Here is an 11,970-nt window from a genome sequence, read left to right as displayed (position 1 = left end):
GCAACCATGGAAATTCTTAGTGTTAAGGGCGTGAACAAGCGCTTTGGTGGCCTGAAAGCTCTCGATGACGTGAACCTTTCCATCGAGCAAGGGCATGTGCATGCCATCATCGGGCCAAACGGCGCGGGCAAATCCACATTGCTCAATTGCTTTGTAGGGCGCCTGATCCCTGATACAGGCTCTGTGACCTTTCTGGGCAAGGATCTCATTGGTGCTAAGCCGCATGAGATCAATCAGGCAGGTGTTTCCCGCGTGTTTCAGACGCCAGAGATCTTTGGTGATCTGACATTGCAGGAAAACGTGATGATCCCAACGCTGGCCAAGCGAGATGGGGCATTCACTATGAATGCCTGGGCTCGTGTGGATGGTCAGGGCGAGATACGCGACAAAGCCATGCATATGCTTGAGGATGTTGGGCTTGCAGATAAGAAAGACATGACTGCAGACTCTCTTTCACGAGGTGACAAGCGGCGTCTGGAGCTGGCGATGTGTTTGGTTCAGGATCCAAAACTGTTGCTTTTGGATGAGCCAACAGCAGGCATGTCTCGTGCTGATACCAACAACACCATTGATCTTCTGAAGCGTATTGGTGAGCGCAGCATTACCAAGATTGTTATCGAGCACGACATGCATGTGGTGTTCTCCCTCGCCAGCAAAATCAGCGTTTTGGCACAGGGCACTGTGATTGCTGAGGGGCAACCAGAAGACATCAAAGGCGATCCACGCGTTCAGGAAGCTTATCTGGGAGGGGCGCACGTATGACCATTCTCGAAGATCAATTCAAAGGCGCGACTGCACCGGGTGTTACGCCTGTGCGTTCCAAGGGTGGTGCTCCGGCCTACTTCTCGGCTTGGGATCTGCATGCCTATTATGGTGAAAGCTATATCGTTCAGGGTGTTAGCTTTGATATTCGTGAAGGTGAAATTCTTGCGTTGCTGGGACGAAATGGGGCTGGGAAGACATCTACTCTTCGCGCGATTGCACGTGCCAGCGACCCGCAGCTGACACATGGTGAGATTTGGCTGGATCATAAGCCTATTCATGAGATGCCAAACTATCTGGCAGCTCAGAACGGAATCCAACTGGTGCAGGAAGATCGCAGGATCATCCCGGGGCTGACCGTTGAGGAAAACCTTCAGCTGGCGCAGATCTCGGAGCCGCACGGGTGGTCGATTGAGCGCCTGTACGATCACTTCCCTCGCCTTGCCGAGCGTGCCAAGCAGGAAGCTGTGACCATGTCTGGTGGTGAACAGCAGATGCTGGCTGTGGCCCGTGCACTGGCTCGTGATGTAAAGCTGCTGTTGCTGGATGAGCCGTATGAGGGCCTCGCGCCGGTGATCGTTCAGGAGATTGAGCGCATTCTTGAGAATGTGAAGGAACTGGGCATCACGACGATTATCGTGGAGCAGAACGCTGTGGCTGCCCTGCACCTTGCGGACCGTGCGGTTATTCTGGACATGGGCGAAGTGGTGTTTGATGGGACGGCACAGGAAGTACTCGACAACGAAGAGCTACGGCAAACCTATCTAGCGATCTGACAATTTTGTTGGAGCGTCAGCTCCGCAAAAGCAGGTTGCGTTATTTCTGAGTCTGCAACTTGCTTTATTTTGCAGGGTGTCTCTGAGCATTTTTCAGCATGTTCAGAAATCCCGATCAAGTTCCCCCCAAGGGCTATTGACCCTTTACCTGAGCCAGAGGATTCGTTCCTCTGGTCTTTTTCTTTTTCGGGGCATCATTTTTCAAAGAGTATCTAAGAACTGCTGATAGGTCAGAAGACCTTGGCGTGCAGGTTCATGGCCCAGAAAGCGGTCTTGCCAGAAGCTCAGGTAGAGACTGGAGAAGTCAAAGATTCCTGCCAGAATACGTTGTTTCTCTTCAAGCAGACGTTCACTGGTCAACTCACTCCAATCTTCGAGAACCACGACTGGCAAGTCCTCGAATAACGGGTTCAGGCTTGAGGATTTGACGATGGGAATCGCGCCAAGAAACAGCGCTTCCCAAGTGCGGTGGCAGTCCATTCCATTCCCAAAAGGGCTGATTGTGAAGAGGAACTGTGCGTTTTTACGCCAGGATTGCTCTCGGGGAAGATGGTCACCTTCGAAGTAAGCGGTAGAGTTATCCGCTATCTCTATCACCTCTGCTCTGTCTCCACGATGGGCTGCATGGTGCCAGTTGCAGTAGCCTCGGGCTTCCCGTGCTTCCAGCGGCGTGGCATCGGTAGCTACGACGCGCAGGCACTCTTCCTGCTCAAGCGGTGTCTGGAAGTCCCCCCAAGCGTGAGATTTGCGGGCTGTCATAGTGTGGTAGTCCAAACCGATGGGCAGGTTGAAGACCTTTTCGTGCTCGATAGCCAGGTTCTGCGCGTACCATGCAACCAGCAGCGGATGGGAGAGCAGGTTCTTCAGATCGAGTGAGGACAGCGTGTTTGGCAGGGTCGTGTCCGGTCCAACGGGCAGGTCACTGTCGCCGCTGAGCAGGACGAATGGCTGGCGAATGTGCAGTAGTTTGGTTTGGACGAAATGCGGCAGGGCATCAGTGGTGATGTAAAGCGTGGCACCTTCGTGGTGATGCTCCAGCAAGTCATCATCAAGGTCAGGCACCGAGGATTTCAGCTTCTGGTTCCGGCTTTGGCAGGCTTTGGCAAGGCCTCTGCTGGAGATAAACTCGCAGTGGTGTTCCTCTCTGTCTCGCGGCATCCACTGATAGGATTTGTATTGCAGCAATGAAAAGACCAACCAACCCTCCTGCGCTTTCCGATATCTAAGCGTGCACTGTTGTTTGGCGCCACTCTGAAATCTTTCCCACCATTTCCAGAGAACTCCCTATCCCCTTAGAGCTTGGTGCGTATTCTTGGCCAGACATAGCGGCCAGATTTGGGGAATACGTTATAGAGTTGAATGGAATTTGAGAGATCCCATTGGTGCAGGATTACCATGATTTACCAAAGTGCATGCAGGATGGAACTGGCACGCTAAAATCCAGTGCAGTGCTTTTCAGCCAAGGATTTTACTGAAAGAAGGCCCATAGATGCGCTTCCTGTCCCAGCGCGATGAGGAACAGTCTCTTAAAAAAAACAAATCACAGCTTGAGGTGAGCTATGGCAATATTCCACGCCATCGCACGCAATTGCATCAGCGTCTTCTCGACCTGGGCTTGCCGACACAGCCTGTTATTCGTGAGGTGCTGGATTGTGCCCAGTACTACTCCCTCAAAGCCCATGAGGATTTGCTGGTACAAGGGCAAAGTGCGGACCGGTTTTTCATCATTCTTGAAGGGGATCTGGAGGTTATCAAAGAAGATCAGGATGGAGCCGATACTGTTCTTGGGCACCTGAAAGCCGGTGATGTGGCAGGAGAACTGGCTTATATTCGCGCCCATGTAGGACCACAAAGTTACATAGCGAGCGTGCGAGCCAAACGGGATACGGTTGTCGCTGCATTGAGCTGGAACCGGTACGGCACCTTGCCGACCTCGACCGAAACCAACTCCATGCTGTTTCGTTATTTTGCCCGGCAGGCGGCACATCAGCTGGAACAAAGCAGCTCCCGCGTGCTGGAAGAGATCAAGATCCGATCCCGTCGATTACAGGCCTACGCGGTTTTGCTAGTGGCGAACATGATCGCCATGTCGTCGTTTGCGTTGTTCATCAGCCTCTACAAAAATACGTTTGATGATTACGGCTACGGCTTCATTGCGATGACGGTTTACAGTTTGAGCCTGAACTTCATTCTCGCGGCTATTCTGTTTTACATCATGAAAAACCTCTATTTGCCGCCACGCATCTTCGGGCTTGAGTTCAGTCATCTCCCAAGCCAGTTTGGTTATGGGGTGGTGATGACTGTTCCGATTATTCTGGTGATGGCAGTTATCCGGTACATTGTGCACCCCTCAGAAGAGTCGTTTTCCTTCTACTTTCTCGCGCATCAGGTACAGGGGCCATTCATGGGGTGGCCAGAGGTGGCGTTTGCGATATTTTATGCGCTGGTGATGTGCCCTATTCAGCAATTCATTGTACGGTGTGGCATGCAGGTTCCTGTGACAGCCGCGCTGGGGCCGCATAAGCTTTCCTCTGTGTTCTGGGGCAACTTTGCTGCTTCTGTTGCCTTTTCCATCATCCATCTGCCCTATTCCAAACTGGCCGTTTTGCTGACGTTTATGGTGAGTTTTTATTGGGGCGTGATGTTCCAGTATCGCCGGTCATGGGTGGCGGTTTCCACCAGCCACGCGATTGCCGGGCTTGCGGCATTTTACTGGTTCGCCTTGCTGCGTGTAGCCTAACAAAAAAGGCGCCAGAGGCGCCTTCTTCATTGTTATCAGGATCATTCTCAGATCAATTTTCAGATGGCTTGTCTTCCTTGGCATCAATGACCAGTTCACCACTGGAACCTCTTGCTGCACGGCCTTCCTCGATGGTCCAACCGGCCTTTTCGCGCATCCATTGGAAGCTGACGTAAAGGGTCGGGATGAGGAAGATACCGATAGTCGCTGAGAACAGCATACCTGCCAGCACCGGCACACCCACCGCAACCATGGCTCCAGCACCTGGGCCGGATGCGATGACCAACGGAACAAGGCCTGCGGAGAAGGCAAGTGATGTCATCATCACTGGACGGAAGCGCAAACGAGCGCCTTCAATTGCCGACTCGTAGATCCCCATGCCATCAATGCGTTTTTCGAGTGAGAACTCGTTCATCAGGATCGCATTTTTACCCGCCAGCGCGATCAGAATGACCATACCAATCTGCGCATACAGGTCGAACGCTAGTCCGAAGATCCAGAGGCTCAGCAAGGCACCTGCCAAGGCGGGAGCGACCGAAAGCAGAACGGGGATTGGTGTGTTCCAACTTTCATAAAGCGCCACAAGGAACAGATAGGCAAACAGGAAGGCTAGCCCCAGTACCAGCGCAGTTTGACCCGCAGCTTCTTTCTGTTCCAGTGCCAGCCCCGTCCATTCATAGGCATAGCCTTTTGGCAGGGCTTTGGCCGCTACACCATCCATCGCTGTCAAAGCTTCACCCAAGCCTGCACCGGGAGCTGCATTGCCGTTGAACGCGACTGCGCGGTAGTTGTTGTAGCGCGTGATGGTGTTTGCCCCGCGTGACAGTTCAGTGTGCACGACGGAGGACAGTTCAACCATCTCACCTGTGTCTGAACGGACAAAGATGGAGCCGATGTCCTCAACACCAGAGCGATACTTCTGCTCTGCCTGCAGGCGGACGGTCCATGTGCGACCGTAGAGGTTGAAGTCGTTGATGTAATAACCGCCCAGCGTGGCTTGCAATGCGTTGTAAACACTTGCCACATTCAGACCAAGCACCTGAGCACGCTCACGATCCAGCTTCACATTCAACTGCGGTGTGTTTGCGTTAAAGGTCGTGAAGAAAGACGCGATATCCGGCGCTTCATTAGCCGCGACAATCAGGGAGCGGGAAATTTGCGCAAGAACCGTTGGATCCTGACCTTCTAGTGCCTCCACGATGAACTCAAAGCCACCTACCGTGCCGAGACCATCGATTGCAGCTGGGTTGACCGGGAAGAAGGTTGCTTCGGGAATGCCTGCCAAAGCTCCGTATGTTCTGTAAACGAAGGCGAACGAAGACAGTTCACGTGATGGACGTTCCTCATAATCCTTGAGTTTGACGAAGAAAACGCCCGCGTTTGGTGATGAGCCGCCACCTGCCAAAAGATCGAGCCCGATGATCATTGTTGTGGAGTTGACTGCCGGGTCTTTGCGGATGATATCGTCGGCTTTGCGCATGACCGCTTCAGTACGGTTGCGAGACGCACCCGGTGGCAGATTGACCAGCACCATGGCGTAGCCTTTGTCTTCATCCGGGACAAAGCCATCCGGGGTGTTGGAAACAACCAGGAAACCAAAGAGCGCGAAGCCCACCACGACAGGAAGCGAAAGTAGCGACATTTTTGCGATGCGCTTGATAAGGCCGGCGTAACCATGGCCGACGTCATCAATCTTTTTGGAAACCTTGGCCATGACGCCTGTCAGGTCTTCTGACTTCATCAAGATGGCGCAAAGAGCAGGAGACAGTGACAATGCGTTGATGGTGGAGATCACCATTGCCGCGGAGATGGAGACCGCGAACTCTCTGAAGAGTACACCGGACGATCCCGGCAAGAAGGCCACAGGCACGAACACGGAGAGCAGCACCAGCGTGGTTGCGAGCACGGGGGCTGCAATTTCGCTGACCGCTTTTGATGTTGCCTGAGCCGGTGTGAGATCGGGGTGCTCATGCATAATGCGTTCAACGTTCTCAACCACGATGATCGCATCATCCACCACGATCCCGATGGCAAGCACCAAGGCCAGCAGTGAGATGGTGTTGGCCGTGTAGCCCATCATGAAGGCCACTGCGACAGCACCGATGATGGATACGGGTACCGCTATCAGCGGAATGAGGGTTGCGCGGAACTTGCCGAGGAAGACGTAAACCACGATGGTCACCAGCACGAAGGCTTCCAGCAGCGTGTGGATCACCTTCGAAATCATCTCATTCACGAAGAGGGAGGTATCGAAGATGGAGATGTATGTAAGGTCTTCCGGGAAGCGCTCTGCCAGAAATGCGATACGCTCGTTGACCGCTTCTGACACAGCCACAGCGTTTGCACCCGGAGACAGGTAAATCCCCACCATCGCTGTTGGTTGCTGGTTGTATTCTGCCAATATGTCATAGGAGGCACTGCTGAGTTCTACGCGGGCGACGTTTCTCAGGTGAACCACAGAGCCATCAGGATTTGCACGCAGAACGATGTTCTGAAACTCTTCAACCGTGTTCAAACGGCCCTTCGCCGTGACGGTGAGCTGGAGCTGCTGATCAGCCGCCAGAGGAGCTGCACCGATACGACCGACAGCAGCCTGTTTGTTTTGTGATTGAACTGCAGAGATTACGTCTTCTGCTGTCAGGTTGAGGGCTCTTAGTTTGACCGGATCCAGCCAGATGCGCATGGAGTAATCCTGCGCGCCGAATACGCTGGCATCACCCACACCTGGAATACGCTTCAGTTCGTCTACGATGTTGATGGTGACGTAGTTGGAAATGAAGAGGCCATCATGTGTCTCATCGGGCGAATAGAAGGAAATCGCCTGCAGGAGATCACCGGCCTTTTTGGTAACGTTGACACCCTGATCCCGAACTTCCTGCGGAAGCTTGCTTTCAATGGTGCTTATTCGGTTCTGAACGTTCACCGCATTGATATCCGGGTCCGTTGTCAGATCGAAGTAGACCGTTAGCGAGTAGGTGCCATCACTGGAAGACGACGACTTCATATAGCGCATGCCGTCTACGCCGTTGACTGCCCCTTCAACAAGCTGGCCAACACTCTCTTCCACCGTTAGCGCATCCGCACCGATGTAAGTGGCATTTACCTGCACGGTTGGGGGAGCAATGGTCGGGTATTGTGATACCGGAATTGAGTAAATCGAGATCGCACCGACCACGACTATGAGAATCGAAATCACCATCGCCAGCCGAGGCCGGCGAATAAACATGTCATAGATCATGGTTTATTGACCTGCCAGCTGTGCGTTGACTTTAATTCCGGGACGAACTTTCTGGATGCCGGATGTGATCACCAGATCACCTTTTTTGAGGCCACTTCCAACAATAACAAGGCCGTTGATCTGATCGACGACGGCGATGCGCTGTTGCTCAACCACGTCTTCGTCATTCACCTTCAGCACATACGGGCCTTCCTGATCCAGCAGCAGTGCGGATTGAGAGACAACCAGAACAGGCGTGGCATCTTTGGCGTTGGCAACGACATCAACCAGCTGGTGGTCAAACAGCAAGTGGTCAGGATTTTCAAAGATAGCATAAGCGGTGACGGTGTCTGTGCCTGGATTGGCTTCTGCTTCAAGGAAGTCCAGCTTTCCGTTGTGCTGGTAGAACTTGCCGTCTGACAGGCGAATTCGAATGAGTATGTTATTGGTGACGAAGTTGTTGGCGCGCTGAGATTGCAAGATCAGTGCTTGTGGAACCGGGAACGCCACGCGAATGGGGTTCAAAGACGTGATGGTTGCCAGAGTTCCGCTGTTGGCATTGACGTAGGCCCCTTCTTTAAAGGCAGCGGTTCCGATCTGACCATCCAGCGGAGCGCGGATTTCGGTGTAGCTCAGATCCAATTCGGAGAGCTTCAGGTCTGCCTGACGCAGAGCCAGTGCGGCATTGGCCTCTTTCAGGTTTGCGCGGGCTGTGTCGAGTTCGGAGACTGAAATTGTATCCCGGTTGACGAGCTGCTCCTTGCGGTCAAAGTCAACTTTTGCCAAATCAACCTTCGCCTGAGCACTTTCCAGATTGGCTTGGGATTGCTCTACTGAGAACTCATAGGGCTCCTGCTGGATCACAAAGAGCAGGTCGCCTTGCTGAACTGTCTGGCCTTCTTTAAATTCCAGCGGCTCCAGAAACCCGCCGACACGGGCAATGAGTGCGACCTGACTGATTGCCTCGGTACGGCCAGAGAAAACACGTTCTTCTTCAATAACTTCTTCGCGTGCAGGTTCAACAATAACACCTGGAGGGGGGGGGGCTTCCTGAGCAAAGACTGCCGAGGAGAAAAGAAATGTGCCAAGAGACGCCCCCAGAAATGCGAGGGCGGCTTTGCGCGTTGATGAAAGCAGATTTCCATTCCGGCCGGCAGGGAATTCCATTTTATTGTTCATTTTTTACTCTTACACATTGAGAATTGCTGGCAGCACTTGCCTAACATTACCTAAGGGAAGTGACTCAATCCTTGATGGCGTTGGGCACAGCTCTATCCTTCGCTGCCAAGGTCCCCTGGCAACGTTCAAATCAAGTCAGACTGAGAAGTGCATTTGTCCTCCCACTTTCGTGAGGGAAAGCCCGTGACTGGTGTCACAAAAAGCGGTTTCTGGAAATTTTTACCCCTTGTTCGCCTGTGCCAGGTGCACAAGCTGAGTGGTTTCTGTCCAGAATTGCTGGCGGATTTCTTTGCTCAGGATTTGCGTGTCCGGCGGGATTTTTGTTCCGCATTCGTAGAACCCTCCGGTCTTGCCCGCAAAGTCCGGAGAGAGCAGCATGTGCATAGCTGGTAAGGCCGCATAGGGGGCAGACTTGCCGACCAGCGAGCTTTTCATGCCTAGCCAGAACCGTCTCATGGCGCTGTAACCCTGCATTTGCTTTGTCAGCACAAGGCCGGGTCCGAACGCGTTGATGCAGATGTCTGTGTCCTTCAGCTGATCAGCCAGTTCCATCAAGAAGAGCAGATTGCAGTTGGTGTGTGCACTTCCTCGGTTCCAGCTGTCGAGCTCACAGTCAGGATCGTTGAGGATGTTCAGGTCGGGTAGTTCGAACTTTGTCACCGGGCTTGCAAACGAGACAACCCTTGGCGCAGATTGGTCCTTGAGCAGCGGTGTGATCTTATTCAGCAGCTGAAATCGGCTGAGGTAGTTAACCGCAAACCCAGCCTCAATCCCCTCTCCTGTGATGCTGCGAAACCCCGGTGTTTCGGCAGCGCAGAGGACGATACGGCTCAGGTTCGGCAGCTTTTGCGAGATCTCATCGGCGAGACGGTCCACCTCTGAGATGAGAGAGAGGTCTGCCACAAAACCGCGGTGGGAGTGATGGGGGCCGGCGTCGCCAACATCCTTGAGGACGGCACTCACTTTCTCCTTAGAACGCCCCACAATGACGAGGGTTTGGCCAGCATCTGCCAGACGGATTGCAAGCGCTCTGCCGATGCCATCCGTCGCGCCCGTTACCAGACAGGTGTTGTTGGTTGCCCGCCATTCCTCCAAATACCCGGGAGGTGGTGGCACCGGAATGGCCTTGGCTTTCTTCATGTCAGAAGTAGAGCAGAAACCCTTTAATCAGTTGCAGAATTTTTCGATAAACTCACTGAGGGAAAGCGTAAGGTTTTCTTGCTGGGTCAAGACAGCGTCGCTCACGCGAAAGTTTATGCGTGACGAGCTTGAGTGACTTTGCAGAAATGCCCACATTTGCTAGTAGATTTTATCTGGGCGCGCTATCGGGATTGAGGGATCTAATTTTATGCAGGAAGCAATAACCGATTTCAGGGGCGCTTTGCGACGTCTGTATTTCGGGCAGACCACTGCTGGACGTTCCTGGCGTATCGGCTTGCTGATGTTTGATGTGGTCACGATCCTCTACTTCGTGCTGTCTGCAACGCTTCCTCAGCTGGAGAGCTATCCGCGGCTGGACTGGGCCATCGGGTTCATTCTGCTGATTGATTACGGGTTCCGCCTCACAATTGCGCTGAGGCCTGCCCGAGCGGCCTTTGACAGCACGGCCATTGCAGACCTCATTGTGATCCTGTCTTTGTTTGCTGAAGCCCTCATCGAGAACCTCGGCTTTTTGCGCGTGATCCGCATGTTGCGGTTGCTGCGCTCCTACCATGTGGTGAAGGATCTGCGGGAGACGTTCTCGTGGTTCAAAGAGCATGAAGAGATCATCAACTCAGCGATGAATCTGCTGGTCTTCGTGTTTATGGTGAGTGCAATTGTTTATGTGATTGAGGCGCACCTGAACCCGGACATCAACTCCTACATGGATGCGCTGTACTTTACCGTCACAACGCTGACAACGACTGGTTATGGCGACATCACCATGACGGATACGATGGGCCGCGGGATTACAATCGTCATCATGGTGTTTGGCGTGGCGCTGTTTTTGCGGCTGATCCAGACCATTTTCCGTCCGTCTAAAGTAAAATATGCCTGTCCTGATTGTGGCCTTAATCGTCACGATAATGACGCCGTTCACTGCAAGCATTGCGGCAATACTTTGCACATTCCCACGGAAGGGGAATGGCAGTAGGCCCTCTCGCGGTAAGCTGTAAATGACGGCATCAATTTTGAGAGTAAGACCGCCTTTGAGGCGTATGTTAGCATAAACAAAATTAGTCTCGGCAATTCCTGGATTCATCCATGAGTTTCAATAGGTTTAATCCGAGAGAGCGGCAAGAAGTGGAATGGGCATGAGCCTTCTTACAAGTGCGATTACGTTTGCTACCGTGGTTATTTCCGGGTTGGTTCCCAATGCGACAATGGCAGAGGAAGCGAGCTGCGGTGTGACTGCTCCCTGTGAAGTTGAGAGCGGTGAATACTATGTTGCACTTCCGGATTCTCCTGCTGACGATGAACAGATTGGCGCCATAATCTACCTGCACGGGTGGAAGGGCAAAGCTGATCGCGCCATCCAGAATAAAGCCCTTCGCAATCTTGCAAACGAGCTTGGCGTTGCTTTGATTGTGCCGCAGGGCATTGGCGGTTCCTGGTCCTATCCGGGCTCCCCGAGTCAGGATCGTGACGAGTTCAAGTTCTTCGATGAGATGCTGACAGACGTTTCTAACCGCTTTCCGATTGATCGTGAGAAGATCCTGCTCTCAGGCTTTTCCATGGGTGGTTCCATGGTTTGGAATCTGGCCTGCTACAAGGGTGAGAACTATGCTGGCTTCGCGCCGATTGCCGGTGCCTTCTGGGATCCAATCCCAGCAGCCTGCCCTTCTCCTTTGACCAACCTTTACCATACCCACGGGGTTGAAGATAAAACCGTTCCGATGGTGGGCCGTGCGATTGGCGCGAACTGGCGTCAGTCCGATGTATTTGACAGTCTTGATGTCTGGAAGCGGCAAGCTGGTCTCTATGATACCGAGCCGACATCCATCAGTGCTGGCGAGTTGCAGTGTGATGTGTGGTCTGCCAAAGGCGAGAAGCTTGAGCTTTGCCTGCATGATGGCGGACACTCCATGAAGGCTAACTGGATCCGGCGTGCATGGCTTGATCTTGCCAACACAAAGCATTGGTAAAACCCACAGGTCCATCACGGTAGAAACTTCAAATTTCACGGGCCATCACGATACTGTGTGATTTTTCAGATTGTTGTGGTGGGCCTTTTCTGAGTGCTCTAACGTCTCTCCAAAATCTGCTGGATTGCTGTACATGACAGGGTCAGTCACCCTCCATTTGCGGTCAATCTT

9 protein-coding genes are annotated in these 11,970 nt (G+C 53.0%); 5 read left to right on the top strand and 4 right to left on the bottom strand.

From position 1 onward, the window contains the following. Positions 1-6 precede the first annotated feature (6 nt). Together PsAD13_RS04160 and PsAD13_RS04155 are read left to right on the top strand one after the other, a co-directional pair. Positions 7-762, top strand: coding sequence for an ABC transporter ATP-binding protein (locus tag PsAD13_RS04160; RefSeq protein WP_063317335.1), 756 nt, complete (start codon positions 7-9; stop codon positions 760-762). Beyond that, positions 759-1,538: an ABC transporter ATP-binding protein gene (locus PsAD13_RS04155; RefSeq protein ID WP_057461711.1), complete on the top strand. Its 780-nt coding sequence runs from the start codon at positions 759-761 to the stop codon at positions 1,536-1,538. Before PsAD13_RS04160 ends, PsAD13_RS04155 begins: the two co-directional genes overlap by 4 nt. Before the next feature lie 201 nt (positions 1,539-1,739). Here PsAD13_RS04155 and PsAD13_RS04150 read toward each other — a convergent pair whose 3' ends face one another. Then, the gene (locus PsAD13_RS04150) at positions 1,740-2,735 is read right to left on the bottom strand and encodes a hypothetical protein (RefSeq protein ID WP_208986408.1); all 996 of its coding nucleotides are present in this window, start codon (positions 2,733-2,735) and stop codon (positions 1,740-1,742) included. Between the two features lie 292 nt (positions 2,736-3,027). Between PsAD13_RS04150 and PsAD13_RS04145 the strand changes: the two genes are divergently transcribed. Further along, positions 3,028-4,278 (top strand): cyclic nucleotide-binding domain-containing protein, encoded by a 1,251-nt coding sequence (locus PsAD13_RS04145; RefSeq protein ID WP_063317334.1) that lies wholly within the window; start codon positions 3,028-3,030, stop codon positions 4,276-4,278. Between the two features lie 52 nt (positions 4,279-4,330). Here the strand turns inward: PsAD13_RS04145 and PsAD13_RS04140 are convergent, their stop codons facing one another. From PsAD13_RS04140 to PsAD13_RS04130, 3 genes are all read right to left on the bottom strand, one after another. Continuing rightward, the gene (locus PsAD13_RS04140; RefSeq protein ID WP_063317333.1) at positions 4,331-7,516 is read right to left on the bottom strand and encodes an efflux RND transporter permease subunit; all 3,186 of its coding nucleotides are present in this window, start codon (positions 7,514-7,516) and stop codon (positions 4,331-4,333) included. 3 nt (positions 7,517-7,519) lie between these two features. After that, a complete protein-coding gene (locus tag PsAD13_RS04135) occupies positions 7,520-8,674 on the bottom strand; it encodes an efflux RND transporter periplasmic adaptor subunit (RefSeq protein WP_208986407.1) in 1,155 nt (384 codons plus the stop codon). A 219-nt stretch (positions 8,675-8,893) separates the two neighbouring features. Continuing rightward, positions 8,894-9,814 carry an SDR family NAD(P)-dependent oxidoreductase gene (locus PsAD13_RS04130; protein WP_063317332.1) on the bottom strand — a complete coding sequence of 307 codons (921 nt, stop codon included), beginning with the start codon at positions 9,812-9,814 and terminating at the stop codon, positions 8,894-8,896. 208 nt (positions 9,815-10,022) lie between these two features. Between PsAD13_RS04130 and PsAD13_RS04125 the strand changes: the two genes are divergently transcribed. Together PsAD13_RS04125 and PsAD13_RS04120 are read left to right on the top strand one after the other, a co-directional pair. Further along, entirely contained in the window at positions 10,023-10,808 is a 786-nt protein-coding gene (locus tag PsAD13_RS04125; RefSeq protein ID WP_063306161.1) for a potassium channel family protein, read from the top strand. Between the two features lie 160 nt (positions 10,809-10,968). After that, a complete protein-coding gene (locus PsAD13_RS04120; protein ID WP_208986406.1) occupies positions 10,969-11,799 on the top strand; it encodes an alpha/beta hydrolase-fold protein in 831 nt (276 codons plus the stop codon). The last annotated feature ends 171 nt before the right edge of the window (positions 11,800-11,970 follow it).

It is taken from the genome of Pseudovibrio sp. Ad13 (assembly GCF_001623225.1).
In the GTDB taxonomy this organism is placed as follows: domain Bacteria; phylum Pseudomonadota; class Alphaproteobacteria; order Rhizobiales; family Stappiaceae; genus Pseudovibrio.
The sequence above is the reverse complement of the archived record's forward strand: the minus strand, read 5'-3'. Positions and strand labels throughout refer to the sequence as shown.

Bases quoted from the DNA above. Each gene is read 5' to 3' on its own strand.
- PsAD13_RS04120 (WP_208986406.1), top strand. From the start codon at position 10,969: ATGAGCCTTCTTACAAGTGCGATTACGTTTGCTACCGTGGTTATTTCC.
- PsAD13_RS04125 (WP_063306161.1), top strand. From the start codon at position 10,023: ATGCAGGAAGCAATAACCGATTTCAGGGGCGCTTTGCGACGTCTGTAT.
- PsAD13_RS04135 (WP_208986407.1), bottom strand. From the start codon at position 8,674: ATGAACAATAAAATGGAATTCCCTGCCGGCCGGAATGGAAATCTGCTT.
- PsAD13_RS04140 (WP_063317333.1), bottom strand. From the start codon at position 7,516: ATGATCTATGACATGTTTATTCGCCGGCCTCGGCTGGCGATGGTGATT.
- PsAD13_RS04160 (WP_063317335.1), top strand. From the start codon at position 7: ATGGAAATTCTTAGTGTTAAGGGCGTGAACAAGCGCTTTGGTGGCCTG.
- PsAD13_RS04130 (WP_063317332.1), bottom strand. From the start codon at position 9,814: ATGAAGAAAGCCAAGGCCATTCCGGTGCCACCACCTCCCGGGTATTTG.
- PsAD13_RS04145 (WP_063317334.1), top strand. From the start codon at position 3,028: ATGCGCTTCCTGTCCCAGCGCGATGAGGAACAGTCTCTTAAAAAAAAC.
- PsAD13_RS04155 (WP_057461711.1), top strand. From the start codon at position 759: ATGACCATTCTCGAAGATCAATTCAAAGGCGCGACTGCACCGGGTGTT.